The following is a 20,100-nucleotide window of genomic DNA, read 5'->3' as shown; positions in this document are numbered from 1 at the left end:
CGCCGGGGCACGCGCATCCTCCCGCGGGTGCGGCTGGGAGGGGGCCGGGGCGTCCCCAGGCTGATCCGCGGGCGCGGCGCCCTCCGATCAGCTGAGCGCCTCCGGGGCGCGGAAGAAGTCGCGCTCGTAGGCCGCGGAGACGCGGGACGCCTCGAGCATCGCCGCGCGTCGCCCGGGTCCCGCGAGAGCGGCCGCCTCGTCGACCAGCGCGCACGCGCGCTCCGTGGCAGCCGCGAACGCCGGATCCGCGTACGTCTCCAGCCACGCCGCGTACGGGTGAGTGGCGCCGGACGCCGCCGCCGCGGATCCCGCCGTCCGGAGGCGCGTGCCCACGTCCGCGTAGATCGTGAAGCACGGCAGCAGCGCCGCGACGAGCACGGCGTAGTCGCTCGTCGCCGCGTGCGCGAGGAGGTGGTCGACGTACGCGCGCGTCACGGGTCCGACGACTGAGGGCGCGGGGTGGCGCGCCAGCCACTCCTCGTGCAGCGCGGACTCGGCGGCGATCGCGTCCGCGGCGGAGCGTGCCCAGGCGACCTGCGCCTCGGGCGTCGGCGCGAGCTGGCTCGCCCGCGCGAGCACCCGCGAGTAGGCGCGGAGGTAGATCGCGTCCTGCGCGAGGTAGTGCGAGAACCACGCCTCCGGCAGCGAGCCGTCGCCCAGGCGGCGGACGAAGGCGAGCTCGTCGATCTCCCGGCGGAGGTCCGCGGATCCCGCCCACATCTCCGCCGAGATCGGGGCCGCGTGCGTCCCCGCGGCGTCCCACAGCGCGCGCAGGTGGTCGAGCGGGCCGGCGCCGGCGCCCACGTCGAGGTCCTCGGCGTGCGCGAGGGATCCGGTGAGCCAGCCCTTCGCCTCCGTGAGCGCCGCGAGCCAGTCGCCGCGGCGCGGGTGCAGCGTCGCGAGCGCGCTCGACAGCGAGCAGCCGGTGCCGTGCGTGCTGGTCGTCGCGATGCGCGGGCCGGCGACGACGTCGACCGCGGCCTCCGCGCCCGGCGTGCCCGACGTGCCCGGCGACACGAGCGCGTCCGGGCAGTCGTCCTCGCGCAGGTGGCCGCCCTTGACGATGACGCGGACCCCGTGCCGGTCCGCCAGCGCGCGGCCCTGCGCGAGCGCCTGGTCCCAGCCGTCAGCCTCGCGCTCGCCGAGGAGGGCCGCGAGCTCGGGGAGGTTCGGCGTCACCACGTCGGCGAGCGGCAGCAGGCGGCGGAGCGCGTCGGTGGCGTCGTCGTGGAGGAGGGCGTCGCCGGACTGCGCGACCATGACCGGATCCAGCACCACGACGGGCGGGCGCACCGCGCGCAGCCAGTCCGCCACCTCGTCGACCACGGCGGCCGAGCCGAGCATGCCGATCTTCACGGCGTCGATCGCGACGTCGTCCGAGACGGCGTCGAGCTGCGCGCGCAGGAACGCCACGGGCGGCACGTGGATCTCCCGCACGCCCCGCGTGTTCTGCGCCACGAGCGCCGTGACGACGGCCATGCCGTAGCCGCCGTTCGCCGCGATGGACTTGAGGTCGGCCTGGATGCCGGCGCCGCCCGTCGGATCCGTGCCCGCGATGCTGAGGACGCGCGGGACGCGGGTCGGGTCGGGCACGGGGTGCGGGGTGCCCGTCGCGTCGGCCGTCGCCGGGGCCTCGGCCGTGGCCGTCGCGGCGCCCTGCGCGTCCGCCGCCGCGTGGTCGCCCTCGCCGCCCTCCCCGCGCACGCGCGCCCACGCCGCCGCGAGCTCGCGCGCCGCGGCAGCCGGATCGTCGGCCGCGCAGATCGCCGACACGACGGCCGTGCCCGCGCCGCCCGCTGCCGCGATCGCCGCGACGTCCCGCACGTCCACGCCGCCGATCGCGACGCACGGCACGGGGGAGAGGCCCGCGATGATCCCGAACCCGTCGTGGCCGAGCGGCGCCGGGTGGTCGGGCTTGGTGCTGGTGGGGCGGATCACGCCCACTCCGAGGTAGTCGACCGTCCCGGCCGGGAGCGCGCGCACCGCCTCGACGTGCGCGGGCGTGTTCGCGGTGAGGCCGACGACGAGCCGCCGGTCGGGGCTGGCCGCGTCGAGCATCCGCCGGACGAGGTCGGCCGGGACGTCGGACTGGCCGACGTGCACCCCGTCCACGCGCGTGCCGCGGGCGAGGGCCGCCAGGACGACGTCGACGCGGTCGTCGACGAGCAGCAGCGGACGGGCGGCGTCCGGGTGCGCGGACGCGTGCGCGTCGATCGCGTCGGCGGCGGCCGTCACGGTCGCCAGCAGGGCGGCCGCGCTCGCGTGCTTGTCGCGGATCTGCACGGCCGTCGCCCCGCCCGCGACCGCCGCCGCGACGACCGCGGGCACGCCGCGCTCGCCGCAGAGCGCGGGGTCGGTGACGAGGTAGACGGAGAGGGCGAGCGCGCTCACGAGAGGCGCTCGCGCTGGGCGACGAGCTCGGGCGTGACGGCGTCGAGGGCGTCGAGGAGCGCGACCGCGAACGATCCGGGCCCGCGCGCACCCTCGGCGGCGACCTCGGCGGCGATCGTGTAGACGCTCGTCGCGGCCACGGCGGCCCGCAGCGGATCCGGGTCCAGCGACACGTACGCCGCCATCACCGCGCCGAGAGCGCAGCCCCCGCCGGTCACCTTGGTGAGGAGCGCGTCGCCGGTGTGCACGCGCACGACGCGGTGGCCGTCCGTGATGTGGTCGACGGGCCCCGAGACGGCGACGACCGTGCCGTAGGTGCGGGCGAGGAGCGTCGCGGCGTCGAGCGCGGCCTCCACCGCGTCGGTCGCGTCGACCCCGCGGCCGCCGGCGCCGCCGGTCGCCAGCGCGATGACCTCCGACGCGTTGCCGCGCACGATCGTCGGCGACAGCGCCACCAGCTCGTGCGCGAGCCGGGTCCGCACCGGCAGGGCACCGACCGCGACGGGATCCAGCACCCACGGCGTGCCCGCCTCGCGCGCCGCGTGCGCGGCCTCGACCGCGGCCTCCCGCTGCTCGGCGTGCGGCGTGCCGAGGTTGACGAGCACGCCCGACGCGATCCGCGCGAACGGCCCCGCCTCGGTCGGCACGTCCGTCATCGCGGGCGCGACGCCGAGCGCGAGGAGGACGTTCGCGGTGAAGCCGGTGACGACCGCGTTCGTGATGCACTGCACGAGCGGCGTGCGCTCCCGCAGCAGGCGGAGGAGGTCCGCCGAGGCGGTCCCCGCTCCCGTGGTCTCGTGGGTGGACGGGCGCGCAGCGCTCATGATGACATCCCTCCGCCGGTGCGAACCGGATCAGGTGCGACGGGTCTCATCTCAGCCCTCGTGGGCACCCCGTGTCAGGGATCCACACTAGGGGGCGCGCGGCGGCTCGAGGCGCGTGATGTAGTCGCTCGCCGTCGGCGCGCGACGGACAGCCCTCAGTAGCCCGTACCCAGATGATCCATGAGTCGGGAGATTCAACTGCCGTGCGAGTGGAGAGACTTCCTGACTGAGCACGCGTCTTGCTGAGGTGACGCATCGCGCGGCACGCAAAGCCCGAACCACGGCGCACGATGCGCAGATGCAATACGTTGCCATTTCGCGCGTTGCCGCTTGGGTCTCGTCGCGTCAGGCTTCTCATAATTCGCTATCCGGGGAAATTTACATATGCGCTTTGCGGTCACCGCGCGCACCATACAGAAGGCATGTTGGTGTGTCAATAGCGTGGCGATTCGTGCCTCAGCTGCATACGCTTCAGTCCACGCCGATGCCGATCAGGCTTATTCGGCGGCTAAGGAAAAACTGACAAGCGAAGGAGAATGAAATGACGAGCACTGTGAAGACAGCCCTCCTCCAGGAGGGCGCTTGCAACCTGGTACAGATCGTCCCGAAGCCCCGCCTGAAGCCGAAGCGGGCGCGGCTGTCCTAATTGTTCGCAGTGGGGTCCGGCGCAGCCGGGCCCCACTGCCTTAGCCGAAGGATTGAACCATGGTTGTCAGCGCTGCCGCATCACTTCAATATGATTCGGAGGGGCGCGCGTGGCTTGAATGGTCCACGTCGGAGCCCGCGGTCCTCCTCGATCCTCATGTGGCCCAGGACATAGCATCTCAAGGGGCGCTGACATGCGAACCTACGAAAGGCGTGTCTCCTGACATTCGCGCTCGCCTGCAGGCTTCCGGTCGTCAGCGGGTATCGGGGTACCACGCCGCGACAAAGGATCACCCGTTCCTGGATATGTCGCGCGGAATGGCGGCACGCGTTGAAGACGCAAGGATCATGGCCGGTTATGTGGAGGCTGACGAGTATCCCGACGTGTATCTCGATCTCCCGTGTCTCTCCACGCACCCCTTGGAGCGAGCGAGCGATCTCGGTCTGGATGCTCTTCGAAATTCAGACCTACATCAGCTTGCGGCGATTCTTGCCGGTGTGTTCGGTCAAACACATCGCCAACCTGCGTACTACGATCCCGATACGGGATACCACCAGGTAGAGCTGATCTATCGGTCAGTGCCGAGTGGAGGAGCACGTCACCCTACGGAGTGTTTCGTCGAGGTACTGAGGTCTCCGAGGTTCATTTCCGGCAATTACTACTTTGACACGCGATCCAACGCACTGGTGCGTGTCAACGACCAGCCGCCAAGCGGCACCGACGCTGAGGAGCTTGCATCCGACGCGGACTGGGTGCTGGACGTGAGACTGGCGCCCGTCGTGCGACGCGCGATGTTCCGGTACCGAGACCCGCGGAGCTTCCGCGCGCTACTCGTCGACGCTGGTCACGCCGATGGACAGTTGCACGCCCTCGCGGCCTTTTGCAACTGGCGCTACAGCTCGGCGACCGACATCGACCTGCAATATACCGTCGATCGATACGGAATGGGTCCCGCAGAGGCTCCCGTACTAATTCGAGGGAGGCTGGAAGGTTGGCTTTGATCACGCGATCAATTGATCATCTCGGAATGAGCTACATCCCGAGCTTTTGGGCGGAGTCGAATTGGGCACGCCCATATCGTTTTCTGGAGATTGCGGCTGACGCGCCCGGCATGGACGTGTCTCACCTCGGGCCTCGTCGATACATGTACGACAAGATCGTCTCAGGATTCGACTTCCACGGTGCCGTGAGGCGTCGTAGCCTCGCGGCGGACGCAGGAACGTCGATGCTTCGTCCTGCATTCGAGTCCATCTTGCGCTGTCTCTATCAGATTCTCGCCGAAGAGCCTGCACTCCTTTGCGGTGTCGTGACGAGCGACGTGGAGGACTGGAAAGATGCGGCTTGGATCGTCGACACACAACCGCGCTCGTTGCGACAGGTGCCGCGCGCGCTCTTGGCAAGCGATTTTGCCTCCATGATCCAGGGGCAGGGGTGGGGGAATGGGCCTGGGCTCGGGGTGGTATTCGGCATCGCCTGGGACCGGGTCGAGGATGCGCCAGAGCAACTCGAGCGCTCGTACGCGAGAGCCCTGGTCTCCGTCGGCAGTGCTGGTCAAGCGCTCCTTCTCGAAGGTCAGCATCATGGTCTCGCTGCGCGGATGACTCCCGCGATCAAGGAGTCCTTCGCCGCGGAGGTGTTTCAGTTGGACGACTCGGTCGACATGCTCTACGCCATTCGTCTATCGACCCCGAAGAGCGGCCGTTGAGTTCGATGAGTGCCACGACGCAAGCCGTCGCGCATTATCGCGAAACCGGCCATGCGGTGTTGCGAGACATCCTGGATCGGGAGCGCGTCGGGCGAATTCAAAGGCAGATTGCCAGGCAGTTCAGTATGTCGGGTGTCACAGACGGATCAATTACCGGGCGCGGACAGCTTCGCTACGTCGCACGGGAAAATGAACGACCCGAGGACTTCCTCCTCGAAGTAACAGCTCGTTCGCAGGACCTTGAAGCGCTGTATCACACGCCTGCAGTCCGAGACGCGGTTTCCGCGATATTGAACCACGATGAGGTGTTCGTCCATCCCCTTAAGCATCTTCGGGCCGTGCCTCCGGAAATCTCTCCGCTCTCCTTCCCGGCAGGTGAGCATCAGGACTTTCCTGAACTGCAGGGGAGCATGAGCCAGTTGACTATGTGGACGCCTCTCTTCCGGACGATGCCGGACACAGGATCCCTTCCGGTGTTTCGAAGGGATCGCGACTCCGTGATGCCCATGAAGCTCGCTGAGAACCCATCTGGGTGGGCGATCGACAAAACGTTCCTCGTAGGTGAGGTGCGATACGACCTGCACCCAGGCGACGTGCTCGTCTTCAACACGTTCACACCGCATGGTGGGGCAAGGAATCGCGGTGATGGCGTCCGAGTCAGCGCGGAGGCCAGGTTTCAGCCGCTCGCTGATCCCGTGGCCGAGGGTGTACTCGCTTCACCGTTGATCGCCGAAAGTTGGGCCGCCCACTACGAAGGGTGGCCCGAGGAGCTCGCCTACTACTGGCGTGAGAGACATCCCTCGACGGTGCCCTTCGACGATACCTGGGAGCGTTGGCGGGACATCATGGCGGTCGACGAGGCGAGAAGAGGCAATGACGACGCTTACCAGGCACTGGTGATCGCGGCGCAGTTCGCGCGCAACGAGCCGACCCGACGCGAGGCAAAGCGCCTCCTCGGGTCGACATGACGCGTCCTCTCTCGTCGGCTTCCGGCAAGCCAGTGCTGATCAACCGGGACTTCGCCTGGTTGTGGGCTGCCCAGGCCACCTCGTCCTTCGGTGAGTACCTGCTCGCCTCCACCGTCACCGTCTGGCTCATCACCGGCCTCGCGGCGGGCGAGCCGGAGCTGCCTGCCCTGGTCTCGGCGGTCGTCGTGACCAGCACGCTGCCGCGCCTCGTCGTCGCGCCGCTGGTGGGGGTGCTCGTCGATCGCTGGCGAGCCGGCAGGGTGATGGTCTCCGCCGACCTGATCCGCTTCGCTCTGCTCCTCCCGATGCTCGCGATCGCGGCGAGGGGCGGCGAGGCCCTCGTCATCGTGGCGCTGCTGGTGACCCTCACGCTGATCGGCGCGGCCTCGCAGTTCTTCCTGCCCGCACGCGCCGCGGCGCTCCAGGTGCTCCTCCCCGAGGATCGACGTGCGGACGCCGCCGGGAAGATGATGTTCGCCGCCGTCGGCATCGCCGTCATCGCCACGTCGGCGGGACCCGCGCTCTACGCGCTGCTGGGGCCTCTCCCCGCACTGGCGGTGAACGCCCTCACGTTCGCGCTGTCCGCGGTGTGCGTCAGCAGGGTGGAGGGTGCGCGGTCGGCGCGGCCGGATGCGGACGCGGCACGTCGCTACTGGCCGGAGTTCGTCGCCGGTCTCTCCGTGGCCTGGCGGACCCCGTCGATCCGCCTGGTCATCGTCGGGGTGTCGGTCTACGGCCTCTCGCTCGGGATCAACAACTCGGTGCTCGCCCTGTTCGCCCTCGAACACCTGGGGCTCACGCCCGCGCAGTACGGCGTCGTCAGCGGCGCGTTCAGCCTCGGCGGACTCGCCGGATCGCTCCTCGCTCCGCGCCTGGCGGCCGTCGTCACGCCGCGCGCGGCATTCCTCGCGGGTCTCGGATCGATGGGGGCCGTCTACGTCGCCTACTCGCAGGTGCGCGCCTTCGAGGCGGCCGTGGCGCTCATGGGCATCGCGGGCGTCGCGTTCTCGCTGTACGTCGTCGCGCAGGGGCCCATCCTGCAGGCCGCGACACCGCTTGGGTTCATGGGGCGCGTGACCGCGATCACCACCCCGGCCGTGGCGCTCACGTCGCTCCTCGGCACCGTCGCGACTGGGTGGCTCCTGAGCGTCGTGCGGGACGCCCGGCCGGCCGCCTACGGGAACGCGATCCTCGTCGGAGCGCTCCTGCTCTGCCTGGGTGCGTCGGCGATGGCGGCCGGAGGGCGGGTGGCCCCCCGCGGGTGACGGACGAACCGCCTCTACGCGAGCCCCGCCACGTCGAGCACCCACGCGTAGTCGGAGGCGCGCTCGCGCCACGCGTCGTAGCGGCCCGACTTGCCGCCGTGGCCGGCCTGCATCTCGGTGCGCAGCAGCACGGGCGCGCCGACCTCGCGGAGGCGGGCCGTCCACTTCGCGGGCTCGACGTAGAGGACGCGGGTGTCGTTGAGGCTCGTGACCGCGAGGATCCGCGGGTACTCCACGTCCTCGCGCACGTTCTCGTACGGCGTGTAGGACTTCATGTACGCGTAGACCTCGGGGTCGTGCAGCGGGTCGCCCCACTCGTCCCACTCGATCACGGTGAGCGGCAGCGACGGGTCGAGGATGCTCGTGAGCGCGTCCACGAACGGCACGCCCGCGAGGATCCCGGCGAAGCGGTCGGGCGCGATGTTCGCGACCGCGCCCATCAGCAGGCCGCCGGCGCTCCGGCCCTCGGCCACGAGGCGGTCGGGGCTCGTCCACCCGCGCGCGATGAGGTGGTCGGCCGCCGCGACGAAGTCGGTGAAGGTGTTGCGCTTCGTGAGCGTCTTGCCCTCGTCGTACCAGCGGCGGCCCATCTCGCCGCCGCCGCGCACGTGCGCGATGACGAACGCCATGCCCCGGTCGAGCAGCGACAGCCGCGCGATGGAGAACGACGGGTCGATGCTCGCCTCGTACGAGCCGTAGCCGTACAGCAGGAGCGGCGCGGGCGTGCCGGGGTGCACGAGGCCGCGCTTGTAGACGACCGACAGCGGGATCTCGGTGCCGTCCTCCGCGGTCGCCCACTCGCGCGTCTGCACGTAGTCGTCCGGGTCGTAGCCGCCGCGCACGGGCTGCTGCTTGAGGAGGCGGAGCTCGCGGGTGGCGAGCACGTAGTCGTAGGTGGTGGCCGGGGTCGCGAGGCTGGTGTAGCCGAGGCGCACGGTGGGCTGCGCGAACTCGGGGTTGCCGGCCGTGCCGACCGTGTAGATCGGCTCGTCGAACGCGATCTCGTGGAGCTGCTCGCCGTCGAGGACCCGGTCGAAGGGGATCACGCCGACGCGGGTGAGGCCCTCGCGGCGGTACGAGACGACGACGTGGTCGGCGAACGCGCTGGCGTCCTCGAGGCGCACGTCGTCGTCGTGGGGGATGACGACCTGGCGGTCGGTCGTGGACGTGGGATCGTCGGCGGGCACGTCGATCAGCTCGAAGTTCGTGGCGCCGTCGTTGTGCAGGATGAGGAGCCGGTCGCTGCCGTCGATGACCGCGTGGTCGACGTCGTACTCGACGCCGTGGCGGCGCGGCCACACCGGGCGGAAGGTGCCCGTGGGGTCGCCGGCATCGAGCAGCAGCACCTCGGTCGTGATCTTCGAGCCGACCTGGATCACCAGGTACTGGCGGCTGCGGGTCATGCCGAAGCCCGTGAAGTAGCTCTCGTCGGGCTCGGTGAAGACCTTCACGTCCTGCGCGGCGGGCGTGCCGACGCGGTGGCGCCACACGGTGTCGGGGCGCCAGGCGTCGTCGACCGTGACGTAGAAGAGGTGGTCGCCGTGCGCCGAGAAGGTGGCGCCGTGGCTGGTGCCGGGGATCTCGTCGGCGAGGTCCTCGCCCGTGGCGAGGTCGCGGATCCGGAGGGTGAAGCGCTCGTCGCCCTCGACGTCGACCGAGTAGGCGAGGAGCGATCCGTCGGGGCTGACCTCGAACGCGCCGAGCGAGAAGAACTCGTGGCCCTCCGCCTCGGCGTTGGAGTCGAGGAGCACCTGCTCGCCCTCGACCGCGACGCCGTCGTCGGCGGCCTCGATGACGGGCGGCGTCCAGCCGTCGGGGCCCTGGACGGGGCGGCGGCAGCGGATCGCGTACTGCGACCCCTCGACCGTGCGGGCGTAGTACCACCAGTCGCCCTCGCGCACGGGGACCGAGAGGTCGGTCTCCTGCGTGCGGTCCTTGATCTCGGTGAAGATCCGCTCGCGCAACGGCTCCAGGTGCGTCGTCGCGGACTTCGTGTACGCGTTCTCGGCCTCGAGGTGCGCGATGACGTCGGCGTCGTCCTTGTCGCGCAGCCACTCGTACCGGTCGACGAAGGTGTCGCCGTGGAAGGTGCGCTCGATGGGGCGCTGATCCGCGACGGGAGGGGTGGGGGAGGAGGACTCGGAGACGGCCGGGACGGCGGGGTCGGTCATCCGACGAGCCTATCGACGGAGCTGCCGCCGCCGCCCACCGCGTCGGCCGCGGACGGCCCCGACCACCGCGCCGACGACGACGAGGATCCCTCCCGCGGCGCCCCACCACCCGGACGCCGGGTCCGCGGGCCCGGCCGGGACGGACAGGGCGATGAGGCCCGCGCCCACGAGCGCGAGGAGGATCCAGCCGAGCATGCTGTCTCCGTCGGGGTGAGGACGCCCCGGTGCGGGACGGCGCGTCCCGTCACGGTAGGTGCGCGGCCGCGTCGCGCGCGGAGACCGCCCCCAGGGAGGGCGGGGTGGCGTCAGGAGGAGATCGGCCCCGCCTCGCGCGGACCCGTCGCGCCGGGCGTGGTCTCCCGACCGATGGTGCTCGAGCGGGTGGCGAGGCGCGCGACGGCCTGCAGCGGGATCGACAGCCAGCCCGGACGGTTGCGGACCTCGTAGATCGCCTCGTACACGGCCTTGTCGATCTCGAACGCGTCGAGCAGGGCCCGGTTCGCGCGGAGGTCGGTGCCGGAGCGGGCGATGTAGCCGTCGACGAAGGCGCGGCGCGCATCCGACGCCCATGACGCGGCGGACTTGCCGGGGTGCGCGAGCGCGTAGGACCCGGCGACGTAGTCGAACGAGCGGAGCATGCCGGCGACGTCGCGCAGGGTGACGTCGGGCAGCGAGCGCTCGTGCATCGGGCGGAGCGGCTCGCCCTCGAAGTCGAGGAGGACCCAGCCGCGGTTCGGCACGGAGAGCACCTGGCCGAGGTGGTAGTCGCCGTGGATGCGCTGCAGCTTGGGCCACTCGCCGTGCTCGGCTGCGTCGTAGACGCTGGAGATGGCGTCGTGGAACGCGGCGATCTCCGGCACCTCGCGCTCGGCCGTCGCGTGACGGCGGCGGAAGCTGACCATGATGCCCTCGATGACCTCGGGGGTCGCCTCGACGGTGGGGAGCGCGGCGGCGAGCGTGGCGTGGACGTCGGCGGTCGCCTCGCCGAGCGCCCGGGCCTGCGCCTGGAAGTCCTCGTCGGCCTCGGCGGCGCGGAGCGCGACGCGCCAGGCGTCGGTGACGCCGGGCAGGAACTCCTGCGCGAAGGCGACGTGCCCGATGGCGTGCCCCTCCTCGCGGCCGGAGTCGCTCCACTCGGCGAGCACGCTGCCCATGGTCTGCGGCACGAGCCGGGATCCGGCGCCCGCGATGGCGGACTGGAGCACGACGTCGGGGTTCTCGCCGTGGTGCAGCGCGCGGAAGACCTTGACGATCATGGAGTTCGCGGCCGTGCCGTCGGCCGAGACCATGTCGTAGATGATCGACGTGTTCGACTGCTCGCCCGAGAGCACGTGGGATCCGACGACGGTCGCGATCTCCACGCCCGGCTGGCGCTGGCCGCGGGCGGTCGCGCCGAGCGAGGTCTCGTCGACGTCGGCGTCGCGCTCGTCGAGGATCGTGCGGATGAGCGCCCACGCGTACGCGGGGTCGTGCGGGCCGTCGTAGACGTGCAGCTCGACGCCGTCGTCCTCGACGACGCTGCCGATGTGGAAGGGCTTCAGCTCCTCCAGCGGCGCCTGCCGGTAGGTGAGCGGGACCTGGTACAGGACGGGCTTCGCGCTGCCGTGGTCGATGATCAGGTGCGTCTCGATGCGGGCGAACCAGCCCTCGTCGCTGAAGCTCCAGCCGCCGATGCGCTCGAGGCGGGGCTCGGTGCCCTTCGAGGCGAACCAGCGCTGCTCGCGCATCCAGGCGGCGAGGAACTCGGGGATGACGCTGAGGTCGTGGTGCTGCATGGCTCAGGCCACCTTCGCGGTCACGTCGGCGAGCGACGGGTTGGTGGCGGACGAGCCGTCGGGGAAGAGGACGGTGGGGACGGTCTGGTTGCCGCCGTTGATGGCCGCCACCAGCTCCGCGGTGCCGGGCACCTGCTCGATGTCCACCTCGTCGTAGCCGATGCCCGCTCGATCGAGCTGCGACTTCAGCCGGCGGCAGTAGCCGCACCAGGTGGTGGAGAACATCGTGATCCGCCCGGGGGCGGGCACGTAGGAGGAGGTCTCGGGCGCCATGGTGCTCACCCTACGCGCCGAGCGCGACGCCGACCCGCGATTCCCGCGGCCGAGGGAGAAGCCTCGGCGCGTCGGGATCGCGGGTGCGGTGCCGGTCAGCGGCGGATGCGGATCAGCCGCGGAGCGAGCGCTCGAACCAGTCGTTGCGGAACTTGCCCGCGGGGTCCAGGCGCTCGGCGAGGGCGAGGAAGTCGCCCGCGCGCGGGTAGAGCGGCACGATGTCGGCCGCCGTGGCGGTGAAGACCTTGCCCCAGTGCGGACGCGCGCCGAACGGGCGGATCGCCGCCTCGAGCTCGACGAGCAGCGCCTCCACGGCCTCCTGCTCGCGCTTCCACGTGAAGTGCAGGCCGATCGTGGTCTGCCCGTTCTGCGGGCTCAGCCACAGCTCGTCGGCGGCGACGGCGCGCAGCTCGCAGACGAGGAGGATCGGGCGGATCCGGTCGCCCATCGCGCGGAGCGCCTGCACCGCCTCGACCGCGCGGTCGAGCGGGACGTGGAACTCCGACTGGATCTCCTCGCCGTCGCTCGGCGTGAAGCCCATCTTGAAGTGCGAGAGGCGGTCGGACCAGAGGCCGACGACCCCGAGCTGGGAGGTGCTGTTCACCGGATCGATGCCCAGGATCGGGTGCCGCTCCTCGGTGGCGGCGGGCGCCCCGAAGTACTCCTCCATGACGACCTCGTCCTCGGGCTGGCCGTCGACGCCCAGCTGCACGCGGCTCTTCAGCCACACCTGGTCGGTGGCCTCGCCGAAGCGCGTGAAGACGCTGACGCTGTAGGCGCCGCCGAAGACGTCCTCGAGGTTCCGGTCGAACGCGTCCCAGCTGAGGCCCTCGAAGACGCGTTGACGCACGAGGTAGGAGGGCTCGACGTCGAGGGTCACGCGCGTGACCACGCCGAGCGCGCCGAGGCCCACCACGACGCCGTCGAAGTCGTCGTCCCCGCGGCGGTAGGTGACGGTCTCGCCGTCGGCCGTGATCAGCTCGAGGGCCGCGACGGCCGTGCCGAGGTTGCCGTTGCCGATGCCGGATCCGTGGGTCGCCGTCGCGATCGCGCCCGCCACCGAGATGTGCGGCAGCGACGCGAGGTTGTGGATCGCGAGGCCCTCCTCGCCGAGGAGCTCCGCGAGCTTCCCGTAGGCGAGGCCCGCGGAGAACGTGGCCGTGCTGGCGTCGCGGTCGATCACCAGGTCGGCCGGCAGCTCGGTGAGCGAGACCAGCTCCTCGGAGTCGGCGATGTCGTTGAACGAGTGGCGGGATCCCAGCACCCGGATCCTCGACGCGTCGCGGACGATGGTCCGCAGCTCCTCGATGCTCGTCGGTGCGTGCACGGTCCGTGCCCGGTAGGCGTAGTTGCCGGCCCAGTTGGTGCCCGCGGTGCCCTGCTCGATGGTGTCGGTCATGCGTCCTCCTCGCGCCCGCCATCGGACGCCGTCGTCTCCAGCTTGCCCGCCCTCCGGCCGGAGGGCGAGCGACGGGCCGCCGGAGGGGCGGCCCGTCACGTGCTCCGCGGTCAGCGGCTGCGGATGGTGAGCTCCAGCGTCCGGGCCGACGGCCACAGCTGGTGCTCGGGCAGCACGTCGAGCCCGCACGCGCGCGAGCCCAGCCCGTGCTGCGCGGCGTCGATGTAGAGGTGCACCGCCTCGCTGGCCGGCAGCTCGTGCGGGTGCGCCGCGCGGTCGAGCTCCTGCGGCGTGTGGCGCGAGGCCGTGAAGCCGGGGCGGCGGCCCGCGATGTCGGGCAGCGCCTGGATCACGATGCCGCCCTCGCCGTCGAACGTGCCGAGCTCGAGCTCCCGCAGGTCGCTGCGGTGGCCGGTTTCCTGGGGTCGCGAGTACACGGCGCCCAGGTCGTCCACGAGCGACGAGAACCGGCCGACGAGCGCGGCCCTGCGCGAGTCCGGGTACGACTCGAGCGGCCCGGTGCCGAACCACTCGGCGTTCGTGACGCTCGCGGGCAGGTCGATGCGGATCCCGACGCGCGGCCAGGTGATCGCCCACCCGGCGCTCGGCACGATGTCGACGCGGAGGCCCAGGTCGCCGTCGGCGCCCTCGGTCCAGCAGTACGTCGTGTCGACCGAGTCGAAGGACTGCGCGGCGCTCGTGCGCACGACGACCGTGAGCGAGCCGGAGCCGACCTTCACCGAGCGGACCCGGTGGGTCAGCCGGTCGAGGCCCGCCCCGCGCCATCGCGCCTCGCTCGACGGCCCGGGCACGCCTTTGCCGAAGGTGAGGCGCGGGTCGGCCAGCTCGTAGGAGCCGCTGCTGTCGCTGCGGTCGTTGTCGGTGGGCGCGCGCCACAGCTCGAGGCGCGGGCCGTCGACGTCGAGGCCGCCGAGGCGGACGAGCCGGCCGGTCGCGAGGTCGAACTCGCCGTCGCCCAGGGTGAGGCGCGTGGCGCCGGCGGCCGGGTACGTCTCCTCGGCGGCGTCGACCCAGCGCGCGGGCACCGCCGGGCGGGGCGCGGCCGTGAGGTCGAACTGCTCGACAGCGACCACGTGGCCCGCCTCGGCCCACGGCTCGTCGTCGCGGAGGATCGCCTGCACCGTGAGCCACACCTCGGGCGCGGGGCCGCGCTCGCGGTCGGCCGCGAGCTCGCCCGCGTCGAGCGCGTCGGCGGGCAGCGGGATCCGCACGGTGTCGCCGGCCGCGACGGGCTCGGCGTCGAGGACGCCCGTCGCGATGTCGTCGCCGTCGACCGCGAGCACCCAGGCGAGGCTCGTGAGCGCGGTGGAGACGGAGTGGTAGCGGCTCTCCACGACGAGGGACGCGGATCCGCCGTCGCGCTCGAGCCGGAACGCGATCGGCTGCACGACGGCCTTGTACTCGGCGAGGCCGGGCGTGGGGGTGTCGTCGGGCAGGACCATGCCGTCCATCACGAAGTTGCCGTCGTGCACGACCTCGCCGAAGTCGCCGCCGTACGCGTAGAAGGCCTCGCCGTCCGCGGTCTCGGTGAGGATCCCGTGGTCGCGCCACTCCCACACGAAGCCGCCGTGCAGGCGCGGGTAGCGGAGCACGAGGTCCTCGTACTCGCCGATCTGGCCGGGGCCGTTGCCCATCGCGTGCACGTACTCGCAGAGGATGAAGGGCTTGGTGCGCTGGCGCATGCCCTCCGCGGGCGAGCAGCCGAGCAGGTCGCCCGGGATCACGTCGCTGCCGATGGACTCGGTCTCCTGCAGGTTCGAGTACATGCGCGAGTAGACGTCCGTGTACTCGCCCGTGTAGTCGCCCTCGTAGTGCACGGGGCGTCCCGGGTCGCGGCGGTGGACCCAGGCCGACATGGCGGCGAGGTTGCGGCCGGTGCCCGCCTCGTTGCCGAGCGACCACATGACGATCGAGGGGTGGTTCTTGTCGCGCTCGACGGTGCGCTCGATGCGGTCGAGGTAGTGGTCGGCGAAGCGCGGGTCGTCGCTGGGGTTGCCGACCCAGCCGCCGAACTCGAAGCCGTGGGTCTCGAGGTCGCACTCGTCGATGACCCAGAAGCCGAGCTCGTCGGCGAGGTCGAGGACGCGGGGGTGCGGCGGGTAGTGGCTCGTGCGGATCGCGTTGACGTTGTGCTGCTTCATCAGCAGCATGTCGGCGCGCGCGTGGTCCTCGTCGAATACGCGGCCGCGCTCCGGGTGGGCCTCGTGCCGGTTGACGCCGTGGAAGACGACGCGGCGGCCGTTGACGAGGAACCGGTCGCCCTCGATGCGCACGGTGCGGAAGCCGAGGCGGATGGAGAGCGCCTCGACGTTGGTGCGGAGGAAGCCCTGGTACTGCGTGGGGCTCTCGGCGCTCCACGGCTCGACGTGCGCGACGTGCACGGGCGCGACGTCCTCGGGGGTGTCCCACGTGACGTGGATCCCGAGGTCCTCGACCTCGAGCGTGACGGGGAACGCGGCGGGCTCGGCGTCGACCTCGACGTGCACGGTGCCCGCGCCCGTCACGTGGTCGTACTCGGCGCGGGTCCACGCGTCGTCGATGCCGCCCTCGGGGCGGCCGAGGAGCGTGACGTCGCGGAAGATGCCGGGCATCCACCACTGGTCCTGGTCCTCGAGGTAGCTGCCGATCGACCACTGGTGCACGCGCACCGCGAGCACGTTGGCGCCGGGGTGGAGGAACTCGGTGACGTCGAACTCGTGCGAGAGGCGGGATCCCATCGCGGTGCCGACCGCGTGCCCGTTCAGCCACACCCGGAACGCCGACTCGACGCCCTCGAAGCGGAGGACGACGCGCTCGAGCGACTGCCAGTCGGTGGGCACGTCGATCTCGACGCGGTAGTCGCCCGTCGGGTTCTCGTCGGGCACGAAGGGCGGCTCCACGGGGAACGGGTACTGCACGTTCGTGTAGGCGGGGAGGCCGAAGCGGCCGTCCTGGCCGAGCACCCAGTGGCTCGGCACGGGGATCTCGTCCCAGCCGGAGTCGTCGAACGCCGGGTCGGCCATCTCGTCGGAGAGGCCGCGGGGCGTAGGGGAGAGGCGGAAACGCCAGTCGCCGTTCAGCACGATGCGCGGGGCATCCGAGTGCAGGCAGGAACGGGGGCGGCGGGCCGGGCCCGTCGTGGGGGCGAAGTCCTCGAAGAAGGGGAGGGCGTGCGTCATGGGCTTCCTTGCGCGTGGGCGGGGGCGGCGACGTGCCGCGCATCCATCATCGTGGGTCGGGGGGCGGCGCGCCGAATGCGCGGATGGCCGGGCAGGTCGCCCTGCCCGGCCGTCCGGGTCATCGCGGAGCGCCCGGGTCAGCCCTTCACCGCGCCGTCGGTGAGGCCCCCGCGCCAGAACCGCTGCAGCACGATCATCGCCGCGATGAGCGGGATGATCGAGACGAGCACGCCGCCCGTGGTCAGCTGGTAGAACTCCGGCAGCCGGTCGACCTGGCTCCGCCAGTTGTTGAGGCCGAGCGTGATCGGGTACAGCTTCGAGTCGGCCAGCATGATCAGCGGCAGGAAGTAGTTGTTCCAGATGCCGACGAGCTGGAAGAGGAACACCGTCACGAGCGCGGGCGTCATGGAGCGGAGCGCGAGCGTGTGGAAGATCCGCAGCTCGCTCGCCCCGTCGATCCGGCCCGACTCGATCACCGCGTCCTCCACCGACGCCTGCGCGTAGATCCGGCAGAGGAACAGGCCGAACGGCGAGACGAGCGACGGGATGAGCACCGACCAGTACGTGTTCGCGAGCCCCATGCTGCTGAACAGCAGGAACAGCGGCAGCGCGGTCGCCGTGCCGGGCACGAGCACGCCGCCGAGGATGGTGCCGAACACGATGTTCGATCCCCGGAAGCGGTACTTCGCGAGCGCGTACCCGCCGGCGGCCGCGAAGTACGTCGCGATGAGCGCGCCGACCCCGGCGTAGAGCACCGAGTTCAGGAACCAGCGCACGAAGATGCCGTCGTCGTAGGTGAACACCATCGTGAGGTTCTGCCAGAGGTTCATCTGCGCGAACAGGAACCCGTTGGTGCTGAACAGGTCGGCGGTCGTCTTCGTGGCCGCGACCACGACGTAGTAGACGGGGACGAGGAAGTACAGCGCGACGACCGCGAGGATCGCCGTGACGATGATCCGGGTCGCCGGCTTCGTGCCCGCTCCCGGCGTGCTCCCGGCCCTCGACGGCCGGCTCACCTTCGCCTCGGCGGCCTCTGCGGCGCGCTTGTGCTCCGCCTTGTCGGCGGCGGACTCGTCCGTGGTCGGTCTGGCCTCTGTGGCGGTCATGCGCGCGCCCCCTTCTTCCTGGCGGCGGCAGCTTCCCGCTCCTCCTTGGGCTTCCTGTTGGTGATCGCGAGGAACACGAACGACAGCACGAACGCGGCGAGGGCGATGATGACCGCCTGCGCCGCGGCGACGCCGTAGTCGTTGTACGCGAACGCCGTGGTGTACGCCGAGAGGTTCGGCGTGTACTGCGAGTCGATCGCGGGGGCGGAGGTGGCGAGCACCTGCGGCTCCGCGAACAGCTGCAGCGTCCCGATGATCGAGAAGACGGTCGCGAGCACGAGCGCCGGGCGGATCAGCGGCAGCTGGATCGACCGGGCCGTCCGCCACGCGCCGGCGCCGTCGATGCGCGCGGCCTCGTAGACGTCGCCGGGGATCGACTTGAGCTGGGCGATGATGATGAGCATGTTGTAGCCCGTGTAGGTCCAGGTCACGATGTTCGCGATGGACCAGAGCACGGTGCCGGCGCCGAGGAAGTCGAGCTGGAGCCCGAGCATCTCGCCGATGTCGATGATCGGCGACAGCCCCGGGATGTAGAGGAAGCCCCAGAGGATCGTCGCGATGACGCCCGGCACGCCGTACGGCATGAAGTACGCGGCCCGGAAGAACTGGGGCCACTTCGCCGACGCCGACTCGAGCAGCAGCGCGAGGATCGTGCAGAGGATGATCATCACCGGCACCTGCACGATGCCGAACAGCAGCACCCGGCCGATGGACGCCGTGAAGGCGCCGTTCGCGAGCGCGAGCGCGTAGTTCTCGAACCCGGCGAACGCGGTGGTCACGCCCTGCTCGCCGAACAGGCCCTCCCGCCGCACGGTCGTGAACGACTGGAACACGGCGTACACGATCGGCAGCACGAAGGTCAGCACGAACACCGCGAGGAACGGCGCGAGCAGCACCCACGGCGCGACGGTCTGCGACCTCTTCAGCTGTCCCTTCCGGACGCCGGAGCGCTCGGTCCGGGCCGGACGGGGAGCGGCGCCGCCGCGGTGCGCGCCCGCGGGCTTCGTGACGGCGCTCATGCGGACGCCGCCTCGACGCGCAGGCCCTTGTTGCGGAAGGCCTCGATCACGGCCTCCTGCGCGATCGGCAGGGACTCCACGAGGGTCTGGCCGCTCGTGAGCTTGCGGCGGAACTCGTCCTGCAGCGTGTTGAGCGTGTACTGCGTGAGCGGCGACCACGTCCACTCGAGGTTCTGCTCCTTCGCGGCGGGCACGAAGACCTCCTCGTTGTAGGACTGGCCGCTGAAGAACGCGCTCGGCTCCTGGCGCGGCGCGCCGATGTAGTCGGGCGAGGGGGACCAGCCGATGCCGGAGTTGGCGATCATCGCGTCGATGCCCTCGGGCGACGTCGTCATCCAGGTCATGAACTTCAGCGCCTCCACGGGGTGCTTGCTGTTCGCGAGCACGGCTGCCGTGGATCCGCCGAGGTAGCTGGACCCGTACGACCCGTCGAAGGACCACGTCTGCATGGGTGCGACGCGCCACTTGCCCTCGCCGCCGGAGACGGACTGGATGAGGGCGTCACCCCAGCTCGCGCTCGTGCAGCCGAAGATCTTCGCGTCGGCGGCCGCCGCGTACCAGGGCGGCGAGTAGGCGCTGAAGGAGGTGTTCACGATGTCGTCGTCGACGGCCTTGTCGAAGAACGCGGCGACCTCCATCGTGCGGTCGTCGAGCATGTCGATCACCCAGCGCTCGCCGTCGACCTGGAACCAGTTCGCGCCGGCCTGCGTGGCGTACGCGGTGAAGACGCTGGCGTCGGCGACGGGGAAGCAGTCGAGGTAGTTGCCGGCACCGGTCTTCCGCACCTCGGCGCTGAGGGCGGCCCAGTCGTCCCAGGTCGCGGGCGGCTGCCCGCCCACCTGGTCGAGGAGCGCCGGCTGGTAGTAGAAGGCCATGGGGCCGGAGTCCTGCGGGATCCCGAAGACCCCGTCCTGGAAGCTCACCTGCTTCCACAGCGCCTCGTCGTAGCGGTCGCGGTACTCCTCGACGCCGTAGCGCGTGAGGTCGACGAGGCCGTTGGCGAGGAGGAACTCGGGCAGCTGCCGCAGCTCGACCTGGCCGATGTCGGGGCCGCCGCCCGCCGTGATCGCGGAGTACATCTTCTGGTAGCCGCCGGCGTTGCCGCCGGGGATCCAGACGGCCTCGACCTGGATGTCGGGGTTCTCGGCGTTCCAGACGTCCGCGACCTTCTGCAGGTCCTTCAGCCACGCCCAGTACGTGAGCGTGACCTTCTCGCCCGGTGCGGCGGCGGGGAGGACCGGATCGGAGTTGACCAGCCTCCCGCCCGGTGCCGAGCAGGACGCGAGGGCCAGCGTCCCCGCCGCGGCGGCCCCCACCCCCAGCGCCTGTCTCCTGCTGATCGAATGCATCGTCGCATCCCTCCCGTCGTCGTTGATGGC

At 71.1% G+C, this 20,100-nt stretch carries 15 protein-coding genes and 1 riboswitch; of the genes, 4 read left to right on the top strand and 11 right to left on the bottom strand.

Features of this window, described 5'->3' with window-relative positions:
* Positions 1–87 precede the first annotated feature (87 nt).
* Positions 88–2,391 carry a bifunctional hydroxymethylpyrimidine kinase/phosphomethylpyrimidine kinase gene (locus ACT7CP_RS11130; protein WP_445442261.1) on the bottom strand — a complete coding sequence of 768 codons (2,304 nt, stop codon included), beginning with the start codon at positions 2,389–2,391 and terminating at the stop codon, positions 88–90.
* Positions 2,388–3,215, bottom strand: a complete 828-nt coding sequence (gene thiM / locus ACT7CP_RS11125; protein ID WP_445442260.1) for a hydroxyethylthiazole kinase — start codon at positions 3,213–3,215, stop codon at positions 2,388–2,390. The genes ACT7CP_RS11130 and thiM overlap by 4 nt, the downstream gene beginning before the upstream one ends.
* A riboswitch (TPP riboswitch) is annotated at positions 3,206–3,297 on the bottom strand. It overlaps the preceding gene by 10 nt.
* A 623-nt stretch (positions 3,298–3,920) precedes the next feature.
* Here thiM and ACT7CP_RS11120 point away from each other — a divergent pair.
* From ACT7CP_RS11120 to ACT7CP_RS11105, 4 genes are read left to right on the top strand one after another with little or no spacing between them, the layout of a single operon-like run.
* Positions 3,921–4,862 carry a nitroreductase family protein gene (locus tag ACT7CP_RS11120; RefSeq protein WP_445442259.1) on the top strand — a complete coding sequence of 314 codons (942 nt, stop codon included), beginning with the start codon at positions 3,921–3,923 and terminating at the stop codon, positions 4,860–4,862.
* A 26-nt stretch (positions 4,863–4,888) separates the two neighbouring features.
* The gene (locus ACT7CP_RS11115) at positions 4,889–5,566 is read left to right on the top strand and encodes a hypothetical protein (RefSeq protein WP_445442258.1); all 678 of its coding nucleotides are present in this window, start codon (positions 4,889–4,891) and stop codon (positions 5,564–5,566) included.
* 5 nt (positions 5,567–5,571) lie between these two features.
* Positions 5,572–6,534: a phytanoyl-CoA dioxygenase family protein gene (locus ACT7CP_RS11110; RefSeq protein WP_445442257.1), complete on the top strand. Its 963-nt coding sequence runs from the start codon at positions 5,572–5,574 to the stop codon at positions 6,532–6,534.
* Positions 6,531–7,799, top strand: a complete 1,269-nt coding sequence (locus tag ACT7CP_RS11105; RefSeq protein ID WP_445442256.1) for an MFS transporter — start codon at positions 6,531–6,533, stop codon at positions 7,797–7,799. Before ACT7CP_RS11110 ends, ACT7CP_RS11105 begins: the two co-directional genes overlap by 4 nt.
* 14 nt (positions 7,800–7,813) lie before the next feature.
* Here ACT7CP_RS11105 and ACT7CP_RS11100 read toward each other — a convergent pair whose 3' ends face one another.
* From ACT7CP_RS11100 to ACT7CP_RS11060, 9 genes are all read right to left on the bottom strand, one after another.
* Complete coding sequence (locus ACT7CP_RS11100; RefSeq protein ID WP_445442255.1) at positions 7,814–9,970, bottom strand: S9 family peptidase; 2,157 nt, start codon at positions 9,968–9,970, stop codon at positions 7,814–7,816.
* A gap of 9 nt (positions 9,971–9,979) precedes the next feature.
* Positions 9,980–10,165, bottom strand: coding sequence for an LPXTG cell wall anchor domain-containing protein (locus ACT7CP_RS11095; protein WP_445442254.1), 186 nt, complete (start codon positions 10,163–10,165; stop codon positions 9,980–9,982).
* A gap of 110 nt (positions 10,166–10,275) precedes the next feature.
* The gene (locus tag ACT7CP_RS11090; protein ID WP_445442253.1) at positions 10,276–11,745 is read right to left on the bottom strand and encodes a maltokinase N-terminal cap-like domain-containing protein; all 1,470 of its coding nucleotides are present in this window, start codon (positions 11,743–11,745) and stop codon (positions 10,276–10,278) included.
* Positions 11,746–11,748: 3 nt separating this feature from the next.
* Positions 11,749–12,018 (bottom strand): mycoredoxin, encoded by a 270-nt coding sequence (locus tag ACT7CP_RS11085; RefSeq protein ID WP_307507310.1) that lies wholly within the window; start codon positions 12,016–12,018, stop codon positions 11,749–11,751.
* Between the two features lie 112 nt (positions 12,019–12,130).
* Positions 12,131–13,417, bottom strand: a complete 1,287-nt coding sequence (locus tag ACT7CP_RS11080; RefSeq protein WP_445442252.1) for a D-arabinono-1,4-lactone oxidase — start codon at positions 13,415–13,417, stop codon at positions 12,131–12,133.
* A 110-nt stretch (positions 13,418–13,527) separates the two neighbouring features.
* Positions 13,528–16,596 (bottom strand): glycoside hydrolase family 2 TIM barrel-domain containing protein, encoded by a 3,069-nt coding sequence (locus ACT7CP_RS11075; protein ID WP_445442251.1) that lies wholly within the window; start codon positions 16,594–16,596, stop codon positions 13,528–13,530.
* A gap of 137 nt (positions 16,597–16,733) precedes the next feature.
* Positions 16,734–17,702, bottom strand: a complete 969-nt coding sequence (locus tag ACT7CP_RS11070; RefSeq protein WP_413963488.1) for a carbohydrate ABC transporter permease — start codon at positions 17,700–17,702, stop codon at positions 16,734–16,736.
* Positions 17,699–18,721, bottom strand: a complete 1,023-nt coding sequence (locus tag ACT7CP_RS11065) for a carbohydrate ABC transporter permease (protein ID WP_445442250.1) — start codon at positions 18,719–18,721, stop codon at positions 17,699–17,701. The genes ACT7CP_RS11070 and ACT7CP_RS11065 overlap by 4 nt, the downstream gene beginning before the upstream one ends.
* Positions 18,718–20,070, bottom strand: a complete 1,353-nt coding sequence (locus tag ACT7CP_RS11060) for an ABC transporter substrate-binding protein (RefSeq protein WP_445442249.1) — start codon at positions 20,068–20,070, stop codon at positions 18,718–18,720. Before ACT7CP_RS11060 ends, ACT7CP_RS11065 begins: the two co-directional genes overlap by 4 nt.
* Between the last annotated feature and the right edge of the window lie 30 nt (positions 20,071–20,100).

This window comes from Clavibacter rahimiani (assembly GCF_052654495.1).
The sequence above is the reverse complement of the archived record's forward strand: the minus strand, read 5'-3'. Positions and strand labels throughout refer to the sequence as shown.

Coding starts and splice junctions, on each gene's coding strand:
- thiM (WP_445442260.1), bottom strand. CDS start 3,215: ATGAGCGCTGCGCGCCCGTCCACCCACGAGACCACGGGAGCGGGGACC.
- ACT7CP_RS11120 (WP_445442259.1), top strand. CDS start 3,921: ATGGTTGTCAGCGCTGCCGCATCACTTCAATATGATTCGGAGGGGCGC.
- ACT7CP_RS11115 (WP_445442258.1), top strand. CDS start 4,889: ATGAGCTACATCCCGAGCTTTTGGGCGGAGTCGAATTGGGCACGCCCA.
- ACT7CP_RS11110 (WP_445442257.1), top strand. CDS start 5,572: ATGAGTGCCACGACGCAAGCCGTCGCGCATTATCGCGAAACCGGCCAT.
- ACT7CP_RS11105 (WP_445442256.1), top strand. CDS start 6,531: ATGACGCGTCCTCTCTCGTCGGCTTCCGGCAAGCCAGTGCTGATCAAC.
- ACT7CP_RS11100 (WP_445442255.1), bottom strand. CDS start 9,970: ATGACCGACCCCGCCGTCCCGGCCGTCTCCGAGTCCTCCTCCCCCACC.
- ACT7CP_RS11095 (WP_445442254.1), bottom strand. CDS start 10,165: ATGCTCGGCTGGATCCTCCTCGCGCTCGTGGGCGCGGGCCTCATCGCC.
- ACT7CP_RS11090 (WP_445442253.1), bottom strand. CDS start 11,745: ATGCAGCACCACGACCTCAGCGTCATCCCCGAGTTCCTCGCCGCCTGG.
- ACT7CP_RS11085 (WP_307507310.1), bottom strand. CDS start 12,018: ATGGCGCCCGAGACCTCCTCCTACGTGCCCGCCCCCGGGCGGATCACG.
- ACT7CP_RS11080 (WP_445442252.1), bottom strand. CDS start 13,417: ATGACCGACACCATCGAGCAGGGCACCGCGGGCACCAACTGGGCCGGC.
- ACT7CP_RS11075 (WP_445442251.1), bottom strand. CDS start 16,596: ATGACGCACGCCCTCCCCTTCTTCGAGGACTTCGCCCCCACGACGGGC.
- ACT7CP_RS11070 (WP_413963488.1), bottom strand. CDS start 17,702: ATGACCGCCACAGAGGCCAGACCGACCACGGACGAGTCCGCCGCCGAC.
- ACT7CP_RS11065 (WP_445442250.1), bottom strand. CDS start 18,721: ATGAGCGCCGTCACGAAGCCCGCGGGCGCGCACCGCGGCGGCGCCGCT.
- ACT7CP_RS11060 (WP_445442249.1), bottom strand. CDS start 20,070: ATGCATTCGATCAGCAGGAGACAGGCGCTGGGGGTGGGGGCCGCCGCG.